Source organism: Dechloromonas hortensis (genome assembly GCF_009469765.1).
Lineage (GTDB): Bacteria > Pseudomonadota > Gammaproteobacteria > Burkholderiales > Rhodocyclaceae > Azonexus > Azonexus hortensis.
Genome location: NZ_SSSQ01000002.1, coordinates 576,046 through 595,684, shown reverse-complemented (window position 1 = coordinate 595,684; position 19,639 = coordinate 576,046). Strand labels below are relative to the sequence as shown.

At 63.2% G+C, this 19,639-nt stretch carries 19 protein-coding genes; 5 read left to right on the top strand and 14 right to left on the bottom strand.

Going from position 1 to position 19,639, the window contains the following annotated elements; genetic code table 11:
* Nucleotides 1-6: 6 nt before the first annotated feature.
* A complete protein-coding gene (nifE, locus tag GH663_RS06180) occupies nucleotides 7-1,407 on the bottom strand; it encodes a nitrogenase iron-molybdenum cofactor biosynthesis protein NifE (RefSeq protein WP_153130771.1) in 1,401 nt (466 codons plus the stop codon).
* A gap of 204 nt (nucleotides 1,408-1,611) precedes the next feature.
* Between nifE and GH663_RS06175 the strand changes: the two genes are divergently transcribed.
* Nucleotides 1,612-2,046, top strand: coding sequence for a universal stress protein (locus GH663_RS06175; protein ID WP_153130770.1), 435 nt, complete (start codon nucleotides 1,612-1,614; stop codon nucleotides 2,044-2,046).
* 52 nt (nucleotides 2,047-2,098) lie between these two features.
* Here GH663_RS06175 and GH663_RS06170 read toward each other — a convergent pair whose 3' ends face one another.
* The 12 genes from GH663_RS06170 to rsxA form a co-directional block, all read right to left on the bottom strand.
* Nucleotides 2,099-3,172, bottom strand: a complete 1,074-nt coding sequence (locus GH663_RS06170; protein WP_170291348.1) for a ComEA family DNA-binding protein — start codon at nucleotides 3,170-3,172, stop codon at nucleotides 2,099-2,101.
* Nucleotides 3,173-3,359: 187 nt separating this feature from the next.
* The gene (locus GH663_RS06165) at nucleotides 3,360-4,673 is read right to left on the bottom strand and encodes a citrate transporter (protein WP_211371067.1); all 1,314 of its coding nucleotides are present in this window, start codon (nucleotides 4,671-4,673) and stop codon (nucleotides 3,360-3,362) included.
* A gap of 69 nt (nucleotides 4,674-4,742) precedes the next feature.
* Nucleotides 4,743-6,113, bottom strand: a complete 1,371-nt coding sequence (locus tag GH663_RS06160; protein WP_153130768.1) for an NAD(P)(+) transhydrogenase (Re/Si-specific) subunit beta — start codon at nucleotides 6,111-6,113, stop codon at nucleotides 4,743-4,745.
* Between the two features lie 2 nt (nucleotides 6,114-6,115).
* On the bottom strand, nucleotides 6,116-6,397 hold the full coding sequence (locus GH663_RS06155; protein WP_205629859.1) for an NAD(P) transhydrogenase subunit alpha part 2: 282 nt from the start codon (nucleotides 6,395-6,397) through the stop codon (nucleotides 6,116-6,118).
* Entirely contained in the window at nucleotides 6,397-7,524 is a 1,128-nt protein-coding gene (locus GH663_RS06150; RefSeq protein WP_153130767.1) for an NAD(P) transhydrogenase subunit alpha, read from the bottom strand. The genes GH663_RS06155 and GH663_RS06150 overlap by 1 nt, the downstream gene beginning before the upstream one ends.
* A gap of 5 nt (nucleotides 7,525-7,529) precedes the next feature.
* Complete coding sequence (locus tag GH663_RS06145; protein WP_066882325.1) at nucleotides 7,530-7,802, bottom strand: RnfH family protein; 273 nt, start codon at nucleotides 7,800-7,802, stop codon at nucleotides 7,530-7,532.
* A 10-nt stretch (nucleotides 7,803-7,812) separates the two neighbouring features.
* Nucleotides 7,813-8,547, bottom strand: coding sequence for an electron transport complex subunit E (locus GH663_RS06140; protein WP_170291347.1), 735 nt, complete (start codon nucleotides 8,545-8,547; stop codon nucleotides 7,813-7,815).
* Nucleotides 8,544-9,158 carry an RnfABCDGE type electron transport complex subunit G gene (locus tag GH663_RS06135; RefSeq protein WP_066881913.1) on the bottom strand — a complete coding sequence of 205 codons (615 nt, stop codon included), beginning with the start codon at nucleotides 9,156-9,158 and terminating at the stop codon, nucleotides 8,544-8,546. The genes GH663_RS06140 and GH663_RS06135 overlap by 4 nt, the downstream gene beginning before the upstream one ends.
* A gap of 1 nt (nucleotide 9,159) precedes the next feature.
* Nucleotides 9,160-10,257: an RnfABCDGE type electron transport complex subunit D gene (locus GH663_RS06130; RefSeq protein WP_153130766.1), complete on the bottom strand. Its 1,098-nt coding sequence runs from the start codon at nucleotides 10,255-10,257 to the stop codon at nucleotides 9,160-9,162.
* Complete coding sequence (gene rsxC / locus GH663_RS06125; protein WP_153130765.1) at nucleotides 10,254-11,789, bottom strand: electron transport complex subunit RsxC; 1,536 nt, start codon at nucleotides 11,787-11,789, stop codon at nucleotides 10,254-10,256. The genes GH663_RS06130 and rsxC overlap by 4 nt, the downstream gene beginning before the upstream one ends.
* Before the next feature lie 7 nt (nucleotides 11,790-11,796).
* Nucleotides 11,797-12,324 (bottom strand): RnfABCDGE type electron transport complex subunit B, encoded by a 528-nt coding sequence (locus GH663_RS06120; protein ID WP_066881908.1) that lies wholly within the window; start codon nucleotides 12,322-12,324, stop codon nucleotides 11,797-11,799.
* A gap of 11 nt (nucleotides 12,325-12,335) precedes the next feature.
* Nucleotides 12,336-12,914 (bottom strand): electron transport complex subunit RsxA, encoded by a 579-nt coding sequence (gene rsxA / locus GH663_RS06115; protein ID WP_066882323.1) that lies wholly within the window; start codon nucleotides 12,912-12,914, stop codon nucleotides 12,336-12,338.
* A gap of 293 nt (nucleotides 12,915-13,207) precedes the next feature.
* Between rsxA and nifL the strand changes: the two genes are divergently transcribed.
* The 4 genes from nifL (at nucleotide 13,208) to GH663_RS06095 (ending at nucleotide 18,299) form a co-directional block, all read left to right on the top strand.
* Nucleotides 13,208-14,737 carry a nitrogen fixation negative regulator NifL gene (nifL, locus tag GH663_RS06110; RefSeq protein ID WP_153130764.1) on the top strand — a complete coding sequence of 510 codons (1,530 nt, stop codon included), beginning with the start codon at nucleotides 13,208-13,210 and terminating at the stop codon, nucleotides 14,735-14,737.
* Between the two features lie 18 nt (nucleotides 14,738-14,755).
* Nucleotides 14,756-16,396, top strand: a complete 1,641-nt coding sequence (gene nifA, locus GH663_RS06105) for a nif-specific transcriptional activator NifA (protein ID WP_153130763.1) — start codon at nucleotides 14,756-14,758, stop codon at nucleotides 16,394-16,396.
* Nucleotides 16,397-16,601: 205 nt separating this feature from the next.
* Nucleotides 16,602-17,717, top strand: coding sequence for an acyltransferase family protein (locus GH663_RS06100; RefSeq protein WP_153130762.1), 1,116 nt, complete (start codon nucleotides 16,602-16,604; stop codon nucleotides 17,715-17,717).
* A 129-nt stretch (nucleotides 17,718-17,846) separates the two neighbouring features.
* Entirely contained in the window at nucleotides 17,847-18,299 is a 453-nt protein-coding gene (locus GH663_RS06095; protein ID WP_153130761.1) for a bacteriohemerythrin, read from the top strand.
* Here GH663_RS06095 and GH663_RS06090 read toward each other — a convergent pair.
* On the bottom strand, nucleotides 18,271-19,611 hold the full coding sequence (locus GH663_RS06090) for a (Fe-S)-binding protein (protein WP_153130760.1): 1,341 nt from the start codon (nucleotides 19,609-19,611) through the stop codon (nucleotides 18,271-18,273). The genes GH663_RS06095 and GH663_RS06090 overlap by 29 nt on opposite strands.
* Nucleotides 19,612-19,639 lie beyond the last annotated feature (28 nt).

The following is a 19,639-nucleotide window of genomic DNA, read 5'->3' as shown; positions in this document are numbered from 1 at the left end:
TTCTCCTCAAGCCGCCAGCACGCTGCCTGGACCGCTCTGCTTGGCCCACGGTGCCGGTTTGCGCACCGCCTGCCAGACCGGGCTTTCCATCGACAGGGCCAGTTGCCGTGCCAGTTCGACCATGCCGCTGTAGCCGGCGTAGCCGAATTCGCGCTCCTGGTTGATGTCGAGGAAGGGAATCCGCGCCTTGAGCGCCGTATAGAGATTGCGGCCACCGGCGATCAGGATGTCAGCCTGGTACTCGTGGTAGGTCGCCAGCAAGGCTTTCGGGCTACCGTCGGTAATCATCTTGGTTTCCTCGCCCATCAGCTCGCGGATGCGCGCCTTGTCCTCTTCGGTTGACTTGTTGGTGCCGGTGGCGACGACTTTCAGACCGAGATCCTGCAAGGCCGAAACGATGGACCACGACTTGACGCCGCCGGTGTAGAGCAGCACGCGCTTGTCTTTTAGGCGGGCGCGCCAGGGTTCGAGGGCGGCGTGCGCCCTGGCTTCCTCGCGGGCGATCACCGCCTCGGTCCGCGCCGTCAGATCCGGGTCGCCGATCAGGCGGGCGAAGTCGCGCAGCGCGTTGGAAACGTCCTGCACGCCGTAGAAACTGCCTTCGAAGAAAGGAATGCCGAAGCTGTCTTCCATCTTGCGCGCCACGTTGAGCAGCGCCTTGGCGCAGACCACCATATTGACCCGGGCCCGATGCATGGTCTGCACTTCATGGAAGCGCGAGTCGCCGGACAGCGTGCAGAGGATGCGCAGGCCGAGTTCGTCGAAGAGCGGCGCCACGTGCCAGAACTCGCCGGCAATGTTGTACTCGCCGATCAGATTGACATCGTAGGTCGGCAGGCCGTCGGCACGCGGTGCGGCCGGGGCCGGTTCGGCGGTGCCGATGACGTGCTTGAACATCGCCTCGCCGGCCAGCCGGTTGCCGAGATTCTTGGTGCCGTAGAAACCGGCTGCATCGACCGGCACGACCGGGATGCCGCTCCGTTCAGTGGATGCGCGGCAGACGGCCTCGACGTCATCGCCGATCAGCGCGGTGACGCAGGTGTTATAGACGAAGACTGCGGCCGGCGAATAGCTGTCGATGGCCTGCTTGATGGCATGGAACAGCCGCTTCTCGCCGCGCCCCATGACGACATCGGTTTCCGAGAGGTCGGTAGTCATGCCGATGCGGTACAGGGTGGCGCCGGAAGAGCGCGTGCCGCGGTTGTCCCAGGAGGAACCGGCACAGGCGATCGGGCCATGGACGATGTGGGCCACGTCGGCAATCGGCAGCAGCGCGATCTGCGCGCCGTCGAAGGAGCAGCCACCGGCCGTGGCACCGGGTTTGGGCTTGGCGCACCCGGACTTTTCCTTCTTGTTGTGGCTACAGGCTGGCTCGTCGAGCAGAGCCTGGATTTCGCTGGCTTTCATGCTGTTCTCCAGAGGTCTGGTTAGCAATTAGCAAGACGAGTGCCACCTTTAATTCATTGTTTTATTGGAATAAAAATAAGAAAAAGTTTGTCGCAAAGGCGACAAGCGCCGCTCTCCCCCGACAATTGCCCCCTGCCGACTGGCGTTCTACAGTGAAAGCAAGGGCTGGCAGATTTGCCGCCACGCCCGAACCAGGAGGAGGACATGCGCAAGGTGCTATTACCGGTCGATGGCTCAAAGCACTCGTTTGCCGCCGCCCGTTACCTGATCGATTTCGTCCAGATGCACGGGCCGCTGGAGGTGCATGTCGCCAATATCGAGCCCGAACCGCTCAAAGGCCAAGCCCACGGCCTGGAACCCGAAGCGATCGAAACCCGGCTGGCAGCCCGGGCCAACATGGCCATGAACAGCGTGCGGCACGCCCTCACAGCAGCCGGCATCGCCCACCATGTCCATGTCAGGCTGGGCGATACGGCACGGAGCATCGTTGCGCTGGCCAATGAACTCGGCTGCGACAGCATCGTGATGGGGACGCGAGGCCTGGGCGGCATTGCCGGGCTGGCGCTTGGCTCGGTGACCCGAAAAGTGCTGCAAATGACCAGTGTCCCGGTCATTTGCGTGCAAGCCGACAATCCATGATTCACCCTGCCCCGCTACGCCGTGCAGCCAGGCCGGGCATTTCAGCCAGCGCCTAGAGCACCAGCAGGTCACGCAGCTTGGCCAGCATCTTCGGCCCCATGCCCTTGGCCTTGCACACCTCGTCCAGCGAGGCGAACGGGCGGGCGGCGATGATGGCGCGGGCAACGCTGGGCGGCAGGCCCTTGACGGCAAGCAGTTCGGCCTCGCTGGCGCGGTTGACCGAGACTGCCTTGGCCGCCGGCTTGCTGGCCGCGACTTTGCGGGCCGGCTTCTTGACGGCTTCCTGAGCTGGCTTTTCCGGCTTGGCCGCTGGGGCCGGGGCCTTCGCCGCCGCCTTCTCGACCGGTTGCGGTTTGGTTTTTGCCGTTTCGGCGATGTCGACCGCAGGCATCACCGTTTTTTCGACTTGAAGCGACGGCGCAGCGATATTGCGGTAATCGCGCGTCACGTAGCCGGCCGGCGTCCATTCGCGCAGCATCACGGTCAGCGCAGCCCCCGCCGCAGGCAGCGCGGCCGGGACGTTGAACAGGCAGTTCGTCCACTCGTTGCCACCAGCCAGCACGCCGACAATGAGGCTGGCGACCGGGCTGCCTGCCCAGGCGCCGCCGGCATAAGGCGCTTCCAGCGCCCAGACTTCCAGGGCCAGCGTACCGCTCAGGTTGTCGGCGGCGCGCGGGTTGGCGATCGCGTCAATAGCGATGACCGCCGCCCCATCGGCCAGCGTGCAACTGACATGGCCACTCAGGCGCGGCTGGTAAAAGCTTTCGCGCGTCGCGTAAACCGCCAGATCGCGGACTTGCGGCGGCGCCTCGGCCGCGTAACTGACCAGCGCCAGCGCCAGCGTCTGATCGACTGCCCCGGCTGGCGGCATGGCATTGCAGCACGCTGTCGCCAGCAGCCCCGCCTGCGGCCGAATCGCCATTTCGGCCACCTTGACACCGTTCAGTTCGCCACTGGCGAAACCGTTGTCGCTCGCCCACAACTGCAAGGCCCACGCCTGGCCGGCACCCAGATCGGCGGCAGAAAAATCGACCTCGGCATTGAGATGAACGAAATCGCCGTCGAAGCGGTAACCATGGTTGGTACCGAGACGGCTGGAAGTAGGAGCGGGGGAAATGGATGTCATGAACGCGGCCTGTTTTTCGGTAGGAAAGGCGCGCATTATATGAGTTATTTTTCGTTCTTTATCATACAGTTAGTTAACATTCTCAGGGCACCGTCATGGTGCAAAAACACGTCGTTTTTTGTCGTAAACCCGACATGAAAAAGGGGCTCTGACGAGCCCCTTTTTGTGATTCCGAAGAAAAATCGATTTAGTGCGCTGGCGCCCCGACCGCAGCCGGTGCGGCGACCGTCTTGTGTGCCGCTTCCGGATGCCAGCCCAGCGTGCCCAGCAACACGGCGAAACCAACGACATAGGCCAGCACAACGTGCCAGCCATGGCGCAGCCATTGCACCGCGGACTTGGCTTCCGGGAACATGCTGGACAGCGCAACACCGGCCGACGAACCGAACCACAGCATCGAACCGCCAAAACCGACGGCATAGGCCAGGAAGCCCCAGTCGTAGCCGCCCTGACGCAAGGCCAGCGCAGTCAGCGGAATGTTGTCGAAAATGGCGGAAATGAAGCCGAGGGCCAGGGCCGACTGCCACGAGGCTTGCGGCAACTGCTCGACCGGCATCATCGACGCGCAGAGCACGAGCGAGAGCAGGAAGACCGAGCCCTTGATGGTTTCCGGCAACAACTCCCAATCATGACGGCGCACCGGAATGGTCAGGATGATCGCTACCCAGACCGCCACGCCGATGAAGGGGAAATGTTCAGCCAGTTCCGGAAACTTCAGATTGATGGTGACATTGGTCGCCACGGCGAAGACCAGCATCAGGCCGACGATTAAAATACGGCCCCAGTCTATATGGGTATGGGCGTGTGCATTCTTGATGATCGGCGAGTAGGCATGCTGCTGCTTGGCCGCAAAGTAACCAATGATCAGCAAGGCAACGAAGGCAGCGACGTAGGCGTCAAGCACGACCAGCGGGCTGATGCCGTCGATCCACATCATCGTCGTCGTCGTGTCGCCGACCACCGACCCCGAACCACCGGCATTCGAGGCGGCAACGATAGCTGCCAGATAACCGATATGCACCTTGGCCTTGAACAATTGGTGCGCCATCGCGCCACCGATCAGCGCCGCGGCGATGTTGTCGAGGAAACTGGAGAGAAAGAAGACCATCACCAGCATCAGGAAGCCGCCCTTCCAGTCGTCCGGCAGGAACTTGGGCAGGATGACCGGGACATGGCTCTTTTCGAAATGCCGGGCAAGCAGCGCAAAGCCGGTCAGCAGGCAGAACAGGTTGGCCAGCGTCACCCACTCATGGCCGAGATGGCCGGCAAAGCCGGCGAAGCCGAGTCCGGTCTTGAACCCGGTGAACAGAATTTTGTACAGGCTGATCGTCGCCAGACCAGTCAGGGCGACATACAAGGTCGCATTGTGAAAGAGAGCGACACCGAGCAGGGTCAGGCCGAAAAGAATGAAATCGACGGGAATGCCGCCAACCATGGGCAGTGTTTCGGCAGCCTGAGCGACGGCTGGAAACAGGACAAGCAAGGGCAATAAGCGATACATGCTGGATGATCCACAAAAAGAAAATCTGAAAAAAGCCCGGCTAGGCCGGGCTTTTCGAGGGGCCGGAGTTTAGCCCATGGCCTTCAATTGCTGAATGATTTCCCCGGCCATAGGCTGGGCATCGCCATACAACATCCGGCAATTGTCCGTGTAGAACAGCGCATTCTCAACCCCGGAATAACCCGTACCCTTGCCGCGCTTGATGACGATGACGTTTTGCGCCATGTCGGCATTGAGGATGGGCATGCCGTAGATCGGGCTCGACTTGTCGGTACGCGCCGTCGGATTGACCACGTCGTTGGCGCCGATGATCAGCGCAACGTCGGCCTGACCGAATTCGCCGTTGATTTCCTCAAGGTCGAAAATCTTGTCGTAGGGCACGCCGGCTTCGGCCAGCAGCACGTTCATGTGACCCGGCATCCGCCCCGCCACCGGGTGAATGGCGAACTTCACCTCGACCCCGGCTTCTTCAAGCAGCGCCGTCATTTCCCAGACCTTGTGCTGGGCATGCGCCACCGCCATACCGTAGCCCGGCACGATGATGACTTTGCTGGCGTAACGCATCATCGCCGCCGCGTCGATCGCGCCGACTTCCTTCATCGAGCCGGAGATCGCCTCGCCGGGACCGCTCGCCACCATCGGCGTAAACAGGATGTTGCTCAGCGGGCGGTTCATCGCCTTGGCCATCAGTTGGGTGAGCAGCGTACCGGCCGCACCGACGACGATACCGGCGATGATCAGCGCCGGATTACCGAGTACGTAGCCTTCGAAACCCACCGCCAGGCCGGTAAAGGCGTTGAACAGCGAGATCACCACCGGCATGTCGGCGCCGCCGATCGGCAGCGTGACGATCAGGCCGAGCACCAGCGCAATGGCAAAGAAACCGAAGATCAGTTCGGGTTGCGCCGGGGCGAGCACGACCATGGCTGCGCCCAGACCGACAGCAACCAGCGCCAGCACGACATTGACCGCATTCTGCGCCGGCAGCCGGTGCGCCTTCTTCAGCACGCCCTGCAGCTTGGCCCAGGCGACGCAGGAGCCGGTGAAGGACACGGCACCGATCAGTGCGCCAAGCACCGCCAGGATGGTGGTGACGACGCTGTGCGCGTCGCCCTTGGCGAACTCGATGGCCGCAATCGCCGCCGCTGCACCGCCGCCCATGCCGTTGTAGATGGCGACCATCTGCGGCATATCGGTCATTTTGACCTTCTTGCCGGAGATCCAGGCCACCGCCCCGCCGACAACCAGCGCCAGAGCCATCAGCGCCAGGTTCTGCAGGCCGGGAATCAGGAAAGTGGCGGCAATCGCCAGCAGCATGCCGTAGCCGGCGATGACGATGCCCTTGCGGGCGCTGGCCGGCGAGCCCATGCCTTTCAAACCGAAGATGAAAAGCAGTGCGCCGAGGTACCAGGCGCCTTGAACGTAGATCGGCAACGTCATGATCAAGCCTCCTTCTTCTTGAACATGGCGAGCATGCGCTCGGTGACCACGTAGCCGCCAGCCGCATTGGCCGCGCCAAGGGCAACGGCGAAGAAGCCGATGGCTTGCTGGACGACGGTGTCGGCGGTGCCGAGCATCAGCATGGCGCCGACCACGACGACGCCGTGCACGAAGTTGGAACCGGACATCAGCGGCGTGTGCAGGATGACCGGCACCTTGGCGATGATCTCGTAGCCGGTGAAGGCGGCGAGCGTGAAGATATATAAAGCGAGCAAACCGTCCATCATGCGTCTCCCAGAACCTGTTTCACGGTGGCATGCACCGTCGCGCCGTCCTTGCACAGCAAGGTGCCGGCCACCACTTCGTCGCTCCAGTCGAACTCGAGCTGGCCGTCCTTGATCCACGGCGACAGGAAGTTGTAGAGGTTCTTGGCGTACAGCTCGGAAGCATGCGTCGGCATGCGCGAAGGGAGATTCAACGGGCCGTGGATATTCACGTCGTTGGCGACGACATGCTCACCGGGCTGGGTCAGCGCGCAGTTGCCGCCGGATTCGGCGGCCATGTCGACGATGATGGCGCCGTATTTCATGCGTTTGATCATGTCGACCGTAATGATCACCGGTGCCTTCTTGCCGGGAATGGCCGCCGTGGTGATCACGACATCGGCCATGGCGACCGCCTTGGCCAGCTTCTCGGCCTGCTGCGCCTTTTCCTCGGCGGATAGTTCGCGGGCATAACCCCCTGCCCCGTCGGCCGAGACACCGGTATCGACGAACTTGGCGCCGAGCGATTCGATCTGCTCCTTGGCGGCGGCCCGCACGTCGTAGGCTTCGACCATGGCGCCGAGGCGCTTGCAGGTGGCGATCGCCTGCAGGCCGGCGACGCCGGCCCCAATCACCAGCACGCGGGCCGGCCGGATGGTGCCGGCGGCGGTGGTCAGCATCGGGAAGAACTTGGTGCAGCGGGCCGCAGCGATCAGGCCGCACTGGTAGCCGGCGCACGAGCCCTGTGACGACAAGGCATCCATGCTCTGGGCGCGCGAGATGCGCGGTAGCAGTTCGAGGGCGAAGGCAGTGATCTTGCGGGCATTGAGCGCGGCAAGACGGGCCTTGTCTTCAAACGGCTTGAGCAGGCCGATCAAAACCGAGCCTTCCGGCATTTCGGCGATTTCTTCCGGCGTCGGCGGGGCGACGCGCAGAATCAGGTTTGAATTACGGTAAATCCCCGATTTTTCCTGGTCGAAAGTCGCGCCTTCATAGGTTGAATCCATGAAGTGGCTTTCCAGCCCCAGGGTGTTCTCAAGGACGAGTTTGGCCCCGAGGGCCTGAAACTTCTTGGCCGTTTCCGGCACAAGCGCGACGCGATGTTCTCCTGGCGCGCTTTCGCGCACCACACCTATCGTTAAAGACATATTGTTTATTCTTCATCATCCATGTCCCGACGCGGGACGGTTGCTGGGTCGGCAATGATTGCCCGGTATATTTCAATACGGTCGCCCGGTTTCAAGGCGGCTTCCAACTTTACCAGACGACCGAAGACTCCGACTTTCTGTGTTGACAGATCAATATGTGGAAACTGTTTGAGCAAGCCTGACCGCTCGATGCCGTCTGCTACGGTCGACTCGTCAGGAACCTCGATATTCAGCCAGATCTGTTGTCCCGGCTCGGAATAGGCGATACCAATCTGCACGGTTTTCTCCTTAGGCGGCGACAGGTGCTGCATCACCCGTCTGTTGCTTTGCTCGTTCGTCCAGCCTCCTTTCCATGACACGCTTGCCGGCCAGCAGGAAGCCGAGAATGGCGAAGCCGCCCGGCGGCAAAATCATCAGCAAGGCGCCGCCGTAGCCGGGCACCTTCATTTCGAGAAAGGCGAAGGACGGCCCAAGCAGGTTGGAAGCCTGGGCAAACAAGGTGCCGGACCCAAGAAACTCACGGATCAGACCGATGAAGGTCAGCGCTCCGGTAAAGCCGAGGCCCATCGCCAGCCCATCGACCGCCGACGCGGCCACCCCCGACTTCACGGCAAAGGCCTCGGCCCGCCCGAGAATGGCGCAGTTGACCACGATCAGCGCGATGAACAGGCCGAGTACCTTGTACAGATCATGCAGCCAGGCATTCATCGCCATATCGACGACGGTGACCAAGGTCGCAATCAGCACGACGAAGACCGGAATCCGCACCTGCGAGCTGACCGTATGGCGGATCATCGAGACCAGGATATTGGAAACGATAAGCACTGCCGTCGTGGCCAGCCCCATGCCAAGGCCGTTGGTGCCGCTGGTGGTAACCGCCATCGTCGGACACATGGCGAGCAGTTGCGAGAAGACGACGTTCTGCTCCCACAGGCCTTCCTTCATGATGTTGCCGTAGTTGTTCCCCGAGGGGACTTCTTTCAGGGCGCCCCCCAAGGGGACTTCTTTCAGGGCGTCGCTCATGACTTGTCTCCGAGAATTTCCTTGCGATGCGCGGCATAGAAATCCAGCCCGCCCTTGACTGCCTTGACCACGGCACGTGGCGTGATGGTCGCCCCGGCGAACTGGTCGAAAATACCGCCATCTTTCTTGACGCCCCATTTCTCGGGGGCCGGATTGCCCAGTCCCTTGCCGTCGAAATCCTTGATCCACGGATCTTTCTTGACTTCGATCTTGTCGCCCAGGCCGGGCGTTTCGGCATGCTTGATGACACGGACGCCCAGGGTTTTCCCCTCGGCATCGACCGCCATCAAGACCTGGATTTCCGCCGCATAGCCACGCTCGCCGACCTTGAAGACGGCCCCCTTGACTGTCTCGCCCTGGCGGGCGCGGTAAATGGTGACCATTTTTCCGTCACGCTCGATTTCCAGCTTGTCGTTGAGAAAATCGTTATCGGCGAAACCTTGTGGCAGCACTTCCGACAGCGAGTCGCGCAAGTCCTTGGCTTCGGCGGCGGCAATCGCGCCGCCGGTGGCATTCGAGGCCCAGGCCAGCGCGCCGCTGGCGAGCAGCGCGAAGGTGCCGAGCAGGATGGGCTGGTAGCCCATCTTTTCGCGGAAGGATTCAAAGTTCATCTCAGGCTCCCTTGTTTTCCGGAATATCGAGCGGCTTGCCCTTGCGGTCGCGGCCGAGGATGCGCGGCTTGGCGAAACGGTCGATGACCGGGGTCAGCGCATTCATCAGCAGCACGGCGAAGGCCATGCCCTCCGGGTAGCCGCCGTAGCTGCGGATGATCCAGGTCAGCAGGCCGACGCCCAGGCCGAAGACGATCTGCCCGCTGCCGGTATTCGGCGAAGTGACGTAATCGGTGGCGATGAAGAAAGCGCCGAGCATCGCCGCCCCGGACAACAGGTGGGCGGAAACGCTCAGGTAATGCGCCGGATCGACGGCATGGCCGATCGCCGCCGGGATCGCCAGGCCGGCCAGCACCGCCAGCGGGGTGTGCCAAGTGATGATGCCGCTGACCAGCAGGTACAGGCCGCCGCCGAGGATCAGCAGTGAGGCCGATTCGCCCAGGCTGCCCGAGCGGGCGCCGATCCACGACATGGCCGGGGCATGGGCGCCGGCCAGCGAATTGAGCAGGTCGATGCCGCGCGACATTTCGGTCTTGGTATAACCGAGCAGCGAGGCGCTGGCCATCGCATCCGGCAGCGGCAGACTGGTCAGGAAGATGCGCAGGCCATGAACAAAATCAGGCGCCCCGACCGACATCAGCGGCAATGGTGTCACCCACTGGGTCAGCGGCACCGGGAACGAGACCAGCAGCGCCACCCGCGCCACCATCGCCGGGTTGAAGACGTTCTGCCCCACTCCGCCAAAAACCTGCTTGCCGATCACGATCGCGATGAAAGCGCCGATCACGGCCACCCACCATGGCGCCCAGGGTGGCAGCGTCAGGGCCAGCAACCAGCCGGTGAGCAGCGCCGAGCCATCCCACAAGGTGCCCTTGATGCGCCGGCTCCCCATCAGCTTCAGCGATAGCAGCTCGAAACCGAGGCAGGAAAGAATGGTCAGCAGCCAGAGAAAGAAGGCCGGCCAACCGAACAGCCAGAAACCGAAGGCGGTGGCCGGGACCAGTGCCATCTGGACCCGGAACATCGTCCGCGCCACCGAATTGCCGCCATGGGCATGCGGCGAGGCAATTGTTTCGACAGCGAGCGTCGCGCTATTCATGCCGATTCTCCTTGTTTTACGGTGTCGACCGTAGCAGTGGTGGTTGCCTGGGCTGCCGCCGCAGCAGCCGCCTGTTGCGCGGCCCGTTCCGCCTTGCGCTTGGCGGCAGCCTCGGCCTTTTCACGGGCTTCGCGCTCCAGCCGTTCCTGGCGTTGGGTGGCGAGTTTCTTGGTTGCCTCGGTACGCAACTGGGTGCGCTGCCGCGCCGAGAGTTCGCCCTTGGCGTGATAGAAATACTGGACCAACGGGATGTGCGATGGACAGACGTAGGCGCAGCAGCCGCAGGCGATGCAATCGGAAAGCCCGAGATCGACCGCGGCATCCATGTCGTCGTTGCGGATGCGGGCGCTCATTTCGAGCGGCAGCAGCCCCATCGGGCAGGCCTTGACGCAACTGCCGCAACGGATGCAGGCCTCCGGCTCCAGTTCCGCCGCCTCGCCGGCATCGAGCAGCAGAATGCCGCTGGTGCCCTTGATCACCGGCACCCGCAGATGCGGCAGCACGGTGCCCATCATCGGGCCGCCCATCACCAGCTTGGCAGCCGAAGTCTTGAGGCCGCCAGTGAAGGCCACCAGATCGCTGATCAAGGTACCGAGCGGCACCTCGTAATTGCCGGGCATCGCCGCCGCCCCGCCGTTCAGCGTCATCAGCCGGCTGACCAGCGGCCGGCCGAGACAGACAGCCTGCTGTACCGCGTAGGCGGTGCCGACGTTATGAACGATCACGCCGACATCGGCGGCACGGGCATCGGACGGCACCTCGCGGCCAGTCAGTTCGACGATCAACTGGCGGTCGGATCCCATCGGATAACGAGCCGGCACCGGCACGATGCTGACCTTGTCGAAGCGCGCCGCCGCCTCCTGCATCGCGGCAATCGCTTCCGGCTTGTTGTCCTCGATACCGACCTTGGCGACCTGGGCGCCGGTCGAGATCAGCATCAGCCGGATGCCGGTCACGATATCGGCGGCGCGGTCGCGCATCAGGCGATCGTCGCAGGAAAGATAGGGTTCGCACTCGCTGCCGTTCATGATCAGCGTGTCGATTTTCGAACGGCGCCCAAGGTTGAGCTTGACCGATGAGGGGAAGGTCGCTCCCCCCAACCCGACCACCCCGGCCGCCGCGACGCGATTGGCGATTTCCTCGGGGCTCAGGGCAAAGGGATCGGCGACCGGCTCGCTGTCCAGCCAGGCATCTTCACCGTCGCTATCGATCGAAATCGCCATGCCGGGCAAACCGGAGGTATGCGGCGCGGTGATTTCGCCGATGGCGCTGATCGTGCCGGAGGTCGAGGCATGCAGCGGCGCCGAGATATTGCCGTGGGCTGCGGCGATCAGCTCGCCCTTCTTCACCTTCTGACCAACCAGCACGACTGGCCGCGACGGCGCCCCGACGTGCTGCGACAACATCAGATGGAGCCGCGGCGGAATCGGCAGCTTGCGGGTCGGTGCAGCGGCGGCCGGGTGCTTGTGGTCGGCCGGATGCACGCCCCAGTCGTTACCGAGGAAGTGCTTGAAGAGGTTCATGAATCCCATGGTGATCTCACGCGGCAAGAGGTTTGGGCATGACCCAGTGTTGCAGGGTGACCGGCACCGGCGTCATGACCAGCGCCTCGGTCGGGCATTTTTCGACGCAACTGCTGCAGCCGGTACAGGCTTCGCGCAGCACGTTGTGGATCTGCTTGGCGGCACCGAGGATGGCATCGGTCGGACAGACTTTGCTGCACCGGCAGCAGCCGATGCACAGCTCTTCAGCCACTGTGGCGATCTTCGGACCATCATCGGCCAGGGCCGAAAGGTCGATGGTGATGCCGAGCTTGGCGGCAATCGCCGTCGCCAGTGTCTTGCCGCCCGGCGGGCAGCAGGCCGGCGACGCGGAACCATCGGCAATCGCCGAGGCGGCGCCGGAACAGCCGGGGAAACCGCATTGCCCGCAGTTGGAGCCGGGCATCATGGCGATCAGTTCGTCGACCAGCGGGTTGCCTTCGACCTGCAGGAACTTGTTGGCAACGCCAAGGATGATACCGAGCGCGGCACCGAGAATGGTCAGACTAAGAATGGCGGCGATCATCGTTTCTCCCCTTAAACGTTGAGGCCCGAGAAGCCCATGAAGGACAGCGCGAGCAGGCTGATGGTGATGAAGGCGATCGGCGCCCCGGCGAAGGCGGCGGGCACGCGGGCCAGCGCCACCCGTTCGCGCAGGCCGGCGAAGATGAGCAGCACGATGGTGAAGCCGAGCGCCGAGCCGAAACCGTAGAGCAGGCTCTTGAACAGGCTGAACTTCTGTTCGACGTTGAGCAGCGCAACGCCGAGCACGGCGCAGTTGGTGGTGATCAGCGGCAGGTAGATGCCGAGCGACTGGTAAAGGCCGGGGCTGGCCTTCTTGATGAACATCTCGGTGAATTGGACGACGGCGGCGATGACCAGGATAAAGGTCAGGATGCGCAGGTAGCCCAGGCCGAACGGGGCGAGCAACCAGTTGTCGAGCATCCACGAGGCACCGGCGGCGAGCGTGATGACGAAGGTGGTGGCCAGGCCCATGCCGAAGGCGCTGTCGACGCTCTTCGACACGCCCATCACCGGGCAGAGGCCGAGGAACTTGATCAACACCACGTTATTGACCAGCGCAGTGGAGAGAAGCAGCAGGATAAATTCGCTCATGGCGGTAAGGAGTTCGAGTTGACCTGCCGCCTTCACTGCACAAGCCGTGCCAAACCGGGCGAACACCCGGCAAACCCGCATCGATGCACGCTCCGGCGGTCGACGCACCAAAACAGGGCAAAACCAGGAGTAGCGCAATGTCGCAAACGCGACAGAAATTTCGTCGCATTTGCCCCGAAAGCCTGACGGCTGGCCGCCGCCGTCTGGTCATTCGGCAAAAGGCACGGAAGCTGCTTTAACCAGACACAAGGAACTACCGCAACCCGCCCAACGTACTACTCAGGAGCAAGTCCATGTCGGCTGTTAACCGCGCCCCGGCGCCCACTGTTCAGCAGAAAACAGAGCTGCCATCCGAAGCCTACCGCCAGGCGGTAGACCAGGCCGACCTGGCGATCTCGATCACCGACCCCAAGGCGAACATCCTGTTTGCCAACGAAGCCTTCACCCGCGTCACCGGTTACGCGGCGGATGAAATCATCGGCCAGAACGAAGCGGTACTCTCCAACCACACGACGCCCGACGAGCTCTACCGGACGATGTGGGGCGAACTGTCGAGCCAGCGGCCGTGGTCGGGCAAGCTGCTCAACCGCAAGAAGGACGGCGATCTCTACCTGGCCGAACTGACCATCTCGCCGGTCGTCGACAGCACAGGCAAGACCACGCACTTCCTCGGCATGCATCGCGACGTGACCGAGATGCACCGCCTGGAACGCGTCGTCCGCAACCAGAAACACCTGATCGAGTCGGTCGTCGATGCGGCGCCGATGGCCTTCGCACTGCTCGACCGGAACGGCCGCCTGGTCCTCGACAACCAGGAATACAAGAAGCTGGTCAGCGACCTGCACCTGAAGGAACCGGCCCACACGCTGCTCGACAGCCTGTTGCCGGCCTGGGCCAGGACACTGGCTGAAACACCGGAGAAATGCAGCTTTACCAACCGCGAAGCGCGCATCGACCGCGCCGCCGGGCGGCCGCGCTGGCTGTCGGTCAGCGCCTCGCTGATCGACATGCACAGCGACTGCGCCGACAGCTATTTCTGCGCCGAGGGCCAGCCCGGCCTGCTGCTCGCCATCGCCGACATCAGCTCCCTGCGCGAGGAACAGGAACGGGCCCGGGCCGCTGCCCTGCAGGCGGTGCTGGCCGACGAGGAACGTACCGCGGCGATCCGCGAGGGGCTGTCGGCCGCCATTTTCCGGCTGGAAGAGCCGATGAACGTGATGGCTTCGGCCGCCTCGGTACTGCAACGGCGCGACCCGGCCAGTGCCGGCGTGCTGACGCAGGCGCTGGCGGCTAGTCGCGAGCACATGGAAGCGCTGCGCCAAGTCATTCCGCAAAGCCCGCAGGAAATCGTCGTCAGCATCAATCTCAACGAAATCCTCCGTGACGTGCTGGAAATCTGCACGCCGCGCCTGCTCGCCGCCGGCATCGTCGTCGACTGGCAGCCGGCCGCCACCCTGCCGGCTATCCTCGGCCGACCGCTGCAACTGCGCATGCTGTTCAAGGCCCTGGTCGATAACGCCATCGAAGCAATGAACATCAAGGGCTGGAAGCGTCGGGAATTGAGCCTGACCAGCGCGGTCGACCACGACTGCATCATCGTTTCGGTGCTCGACAGCGGCCCCGGCATTCCGCCGGACTGGCGACACAAGGCTTTCGAGCCTTTCTTCACGGCCAAGAACGGCAGCGGCCGCCATATCGGCACCGGCCTGTCGCGCGCCCAGCAGGTGGTGGCCGACCACGGCGGCATCATCGACCTTGAAGAAAGCCCGAGCGGCGGCTGCGCGGCGATCGTCGAATTCCGCCTCGACGGCGACCCGATCTAAGAACAAGACGAGAACAGCATGCACGAACACATCATCCATTCCGCAGACGAGTGCGTTCCGGCCAACGGCTACTGCCGAACACATGAGTTGAACATCCTGCTGCTCGCCGCTTTGTACGCGGTCAGCCGCGTCCTCAGCCGCTCGCTTGCCTTCAATGAGACGCTGCGCGACGTGCTGCGCGTCCTGCACGACGAAGCCGGCCTGAGCCGCGGCCTGATCGGTGTCGTCGACGCCGAGACCGGCAAGCTGGCCATCCACACCATCTACAACCCGGACGGCCCGAACTCGGACGACGCCCAGTACGGCCCGGGCGAAGGGGTGATCGGTCTGATCCTAGAAAAACCACGCACCATCAAGCTGCCGCGCGTCGCCGACGAGCCGCGCTTCCTGAACCGAACCCAGCTTTATGACCCTGAACTGCCCTTCATCGCCGTGCCGATCAAGGTCGGCGGCAACCTGCAGGGCGTCCTCGCCGTCCAGCCGGAAGGACCGGAGGACGGCCTGCTCGAAGAGCGCGCCCAGTTCGTCGAAATGGTCGCCAACCTGATCGGCCAGAGCCTGCGCCTGTCGCTCGAAGTGGCGCAGGAAAAATCGACCCTGCTCGAAGAGCGCGACTTGCTGCGCCGCACCGTCCGCCACCAGTTCGGCTTCGACAGCATGGTCGGCCGCTCGGCGGTGATGCGACGCGTTTTCGATCAGGCCCGCTTGGTCGCCAAGTGGAACACCACAGTGCTGATCCGCGGCGAAACCGGCACCGGCAAGGAGCTGATCGCCAACGCCATCCACTACAACTCGCCGCGCGCCAGGAATGCGATGGTGCGCCTGAACTGTGCGGCGCTGCCGGAAAACCTGCTCGAATCGGAACTCTTCGGCCACGAACGCGGCGCCTTCACCGGCGCCGTCGAGTCGCGCAAGGGGCGTTTCGAGCAGGCCCATGGCGGCACGCTGTTCCTCGACGAAATCGGCGAAGTCTCGGCCCCCTTCCAGGCCAAGCTGCTGCGCATCCTGCAGGAAGGCGAATTCGAGCGGGTCGGCGGCAGCAAGACGATCAAGGTCGATGTGCGGATCATCGCCGCCACCCACCGCGATCTGGAAACCGCCGTCGATATGGGCGATTTCCGCGAGGATTTGTTCTACCGCCTGAACGTCATGCCCCTCTTCCTGCCGCCGCTGCGCGAGCGGATCGAGGACATCCCGGAAATTGCCCGCCACCTGCTCGGCAAGATCGGCAACGATCAGAAACGCAAGCTGAGCCTGACTGACATGGCGCAACGCCGGCTGGCCAATCACGACTGGCCGGGCAATGTCCGCGAACTGGAAAACTGCCTGGAGCGCGCCGCCGTCCTCTCCGAAGACGGCAAGATCGACGTCGATCTGATCCGCTTTCCGAGCGCCCGTGAGCGGACGCCGCCACGCGCCCAGCGCAGCCTGGCCAATCCGGCGGTCAACCCGGTTTTCAGCCCACTTTCCGGAACGACGCCCGGCGCGCTGTCCGAAGTGGATATCGACGATCCCAACCTGTCGGAAAAGGAACGGGTCATCGCCGCCCTCGAACAGGCGGGCTGGGTGCAGGCCAAGGCGGCCCGCATCCTCGGCATGACGCCGCGCCAGATCGCCTACCGGATCCAGACCCTGAATATCGAGGTCAAGCAGTTCTGAGCCGTCATTCGCCGCTGTTTGCCTACTGGCCAGGCGAACAGCGGCAAAGACGAAGGAGAGTTGTCGCGGACAGCGCCAAAGCCCGATATTCGCCATAAATCCCTAAAAACCGGTATTCGAAACCGCATGCTTGCGGTGCACACTGCCCCCTGCTGCCGACCAAACAAGGCGGAACTCGACAACCCGGGAGACGGAGTGTGGCGCCATGCACAGGACGATCAAAGGATTCGACGGAATACGCGGGCTGGCGGTGATTGCCGTCGTGCTGACCCATCTCGGGGTGTTTGGCGCGCTGCTTGAGCAGAAGCTGCTCCCCCCGGCAATACTTCCGATGATCCATGGCGGCACCGGCGTCCTGGCCTTCTTCGTGCTGTCGGGCTTCCTGATCACGACGCTGCTGATCAACGAGTTCAATCACACGAGCAGCATCTCGATCCGGCATTTCATCCTGCGCCGGACACTGCGGATCTTCCCGCTCTACATACTTTTTCTGATCGTCGTCAGCCTGCTCCACATCGCCGTGCCCAATCTCACCTCGTGGGATTCGCTGTTCTACGCCTACATCTACTCCTACAACTTCATCCCGACCGACATCTACACCTCCTTGATCGGCCACACCTGGTCGCTGGCCGTCGAAGAACACTTCTATCTGGTCTGGCCCACGGTCTTTCTGCTGCTCTTCGGCCAATACCGATTCGCCCTGCTCGGGCTGCTCCTGACTTTCATCGTCAGCGCCCCGCTCCTACATCTCTATCTGGTCAGGGCAGGCCTGGCGGCCGGCTATTTCGTCGAGCGCTGGTCCTTCATCGCTGGCTACGCCATCGCCATCGGCTGCCTGAGCGCCCTCCTGATCGGCAGCCAGCGGACTGCCCGAACGGCCCGCCGGCTGGCCCAACATCCGGCCTGCCTGGCCCTCGCCGCCCTGTTTTACGCCAACTCACTGTATCTGACGGGCGACTCGTGGTTCCTGCACAACATCGGGGCTCATTTTCTGCGCACCATCGGCATCGCACTGGCCCTGACCTGGCTCTACTTCAACCAGGACAGCCGCCTGGCCAAGGGTCTGGAGTTTCCGCCGCTCAAGTACATCGGGCTGATTTCCTACGGCATCTACATGTATCAGGGCCTTTTCCTCGACACCGGCCCCGATCGTGTCCCCGGTCAGATCTGGCCGCCGTCCCCGGGGATCGGCCTCGCACTGCTGGTGCTGGTCGCGCCGCTTTCCTATCATTTTTTCGAAAAACCTTTTCTCCGCCTGAAGAATCGCTACTCGCCGTCGAAAGGCGAGACAATTCTGGCAACCGGCAAGGCCCCCGCCTGAACACAGCGGCATAAATGTTCGAATGGCATTTTTTTCACCTGGCAATTTGTCGTCCGATCTCTATACTGGAGAATCAGAACTTGCCATCGCACGACCGGAACTCGCCCGTTGACTGAAAAGGAGCCATTGATGAACCAAGAAACCGCTGCCTTCCTGCCCAGCGCCCTGGTCGTCAATATTCAGGAAATTGACGACCAGCATGCCGCCCTCTTCTCCCGGTTAGCCGCACTCAAAGAGCTCTGTCTCGACACCACGGACCTGCCGCTGGCCGAGGCCGAGGCTTTGATGAACCAGTTGCGCGAGCATTGCGCCACCGAAGAGCGCCTGGCCGGCGAAAACGGGCTGATTTTTTCCGCCCATGCCCGCAAGCACCAAATGATGCTCAAGTCCATCGCCAAGGCCATCGACGAGGTGCATCACCAAAAAATCGATGTCTTCGGCGTCCTGCGCTATATCGAATACTGGTTTGAACGGCATATCCGCGAAGAAGACCTGAACCTCGGCCGCGACCTGCAACAGGTGTCGTCCAGCCTCTACGATCCGGAAAAGCCGTTCACGCTAGCGCGCGCTGCAGCAGCGTAGCGACGTGCATCGCCTGGCGGCCGGTGCCGTCGAGGATCTGGTGACGGCAGGAAAAACCGTCGGCGATGATCGGCGCGTCGCTCGCCGCGGCCCGCACCGCCGGCAGCAAAGCCAGTTCGCCCATGCATACCGAGGCTGCGTAGTGTTCGGCCTCCAGCCCGAAACTGCCGGACATGCCGCAGCAACTGGCATCGACAATCTCGAACTCGAAATCCGGAATCCAGCCCAGCACCTTCTTCACTGACTTCATCGCCCCGAAGGCTTTCTGGTGGCAGTGGCCATGCACCACCGCCTTGCCGCCGGGCAGCGGCTTCAGGTTCAGCTGCAAGCCCTTGTTCGCCTCGCGCATCAGGAATTCCTCGAACAGGAAGGCCTGCTTGCCCAGTTGCCCAACCGCCGGGCCCAGCCCCAGGCTGTAGAACTCGTCGCGCAAGGCGAGCAGACAGGACGGTTCGAGACCGACGATGGGCGTCCCTTCGGCCAGCGCCGGCCCGAGCGCCGCCATCACCCGCCGCGCCTCGACTTTGGCCGCCTCGACCTGGCCCTGCGACAGGTAGGTTCGACCACAACAGAGGGGCCGCGCCGGTTCGGCAGCGCCCGCCGCCGGGCGCAGCACCTCGACGCGGTAGCCGCCGGCTTCGAGCACGGCAATCGCGTCCTCGGCCACTTCCGGCGTGTAGTAATGGCTGAAGGTATCGACAAAAAGGGCCACTTTGCCGCGTTGACCGGCGGACTCGGCTTTCGCCTCGCGAAACGGCCGGCTGACGATCTCCGGAATCGGCCGCCGGGCTGAGATGCCCAGCCAGCGTTCGACCAGCGCGGCCAGCCACGGCGAGGCATTGCGCCAGCGGACCAGTACGGCCAGTGACTGGCGGTATTGGTGCAGCCAGGCCGGCAGCGCGGCAAACAGCCGGGTCCGGCGCGAGATGCCGAGGCGCTCGTTTTTCTGGGCCAGATACTCGGTCTTGATCAGCGTCATGTCGACGGCGCTCGGGCATTCCTTCTTGCAGCCCTTGCAGGAGACGCAAAGATCCATCGCCCGCGCCAGGTCAGGATGGGCGAAGGGATCGTCGCCCAATTCCCCGTTCAGCGCCGCCTTGAACGCCTTGACCCGGGCCCCGGTCGAATGGGCCGGGTCGTGCGTGATGCGGTAACTCGGGCACATCACGCCCTTGCCGTCGCGCTGGCACTGGTGATTGTTCATGCAGACGGCAACCGCCTTGGCGTAGTTGCCGCCGGTGGCGGGAATGCCGGCGTAGGCATCGCCCACGCCATAGGTGTCGTAAGCCGACCAGTCGAGATGGGTTTTCATGGTCTAGCCCTAGCAAGAGCGGCGCCAG

What these genes read in the sequence shown, in the direction of transcription:
- nifE (WP_153130771.1), bottom strand. Translation starts at nt 1,407, where the DNA reads ATGAAAGCCAGCGAAATCCAGGCTCTGCTCGACGAGCCAGCCTGTAGC.
- GH663_RS06175 (WP_153130770.1), top strand. Translation starts at nt 1,612, where the DNA reads ATGCGCAAGGTGCTATTACCGGTCGATGGCTCAAAGCACTCGTTTGCC.
- GH663_RS06170 (WP_170291348.1), bottom strand. Translation starts at nt 3,172, where the DNA reads ATGACATCCATTTCCCCCGCTCCTACTTCCAGCCGTCTCGGTACCAAC.
- GH663_RS06165 (WP_211371067.1), bottom strand. Translation starts at nt 4,673, where the DNA reads ATGTATCGCTTATTGCCCTTGCTTGTCCTGTTTCCAGCCGTCGCTCAG.
- GH663_RS06160 (WP_153130768.1), bottom strand. Translation starts at nt 6,113, where the DNA reads ATGACGTTGCCGATCTACGTTCAAGGCGCCTGGTACCTCGGCGCACTG.
- GH663_RS06155 (WP_205629859.1), bottom strand. Translation starts at nt 6,397, where the DNA reads ATGGACGGTTTGCTCGCTTTATATATCTTCACGCTCGCCGCCTTCACC.
- GH663_RS06150 (WP_153130767.1), bottom strand. Translation starts at nt 7,524, where the DNA reads ATGTCTTTAACGATAGGTGTGGTGCGCGAAAGCGCGCCAGGAGAACAT.
- GH663_RS06140 (WP_170291347.1), bottom strand. Translation starts at nt 8,547, where the DNA reads ATGAGCGACGCCCTGAAAGAAGTCCCCTTGGGGGGCGCCCTGAAAGAA.
- GH663_RS06135 (WP_066881913.1), bottom strand. Translation starts at nt 9,158, where the DNA reads ATGAACTTTGAATCCTTCCGCGAAAAGATGGGCTACCAGCCCATCCTG.
- GH663_RS06130 (WP_153130766.1), bottom strand. Translation starts at nt 10,257, where the DNA reads ATGAATAGCGCGACGCTCGCTGTCGAAACAATTGCCTCGCCGCATGCC.
- rsxC (WP_153130765.1), bottom strand. Translation starts at nt 11,789, where the DNA reads ATGGGATTCATGAACCTCTTCAAGCACTTCCTCGGTAACGACTGGGGC.
- GH663_RS06120 (WP_066881908.1), bottom strand. Translation starts at nt 12,324, where the DNA reads ATGATCGCCGCCATTCTTAGTCTGACCATTCTCGGTGCCGCGCTCGGT.
- rsxA (WP_066882323.1), bottom strand. Translation starts at nt 12,914, where the DNA reads ATGAGCGAATTTATCCTGCTGCTTCTCTCCACTGCGCTGGTCAATAAC.
- nifL (WP_153130764.1), top strand. Translation starts at nt 13,208, where the DNA reads ATGTCGGCTGTTAACCGCGCCCCGGCGCCCACTGTTCAGCAGAAAACA.
- nifA (WP_153130763.1), top strand. Translation starts at nt 14,756, where the DNA reads ATGCACGAACACATCATCCATTCCGCAGACGAGTGCGTTCCGGCCAAC.
- GH663_RS06100 (WP_153130762.1), top strand. Translation starts at nt 16,602, where the DNA reads ATGCACAGGACGATCAAAGGATTCGACGGAATACGCGGGCTGGCGGTG.
- GH663_RS06095 (WP_153130761.1), top strand. Translation starts at nt 17,847, where the DNA reads ATGAACCAAGAAACCGCTGCCTTCCTGCCCAGCGCCCTGGTCGTCAAT.
- GH663_RS06090 (WP_153130760.1), bottom strand. Translation starts at nt 19,611, where the DNA reads ATGAAAACCCATCTCGACTGGTCGGCTTACGACACCTATGGCGTGGGC.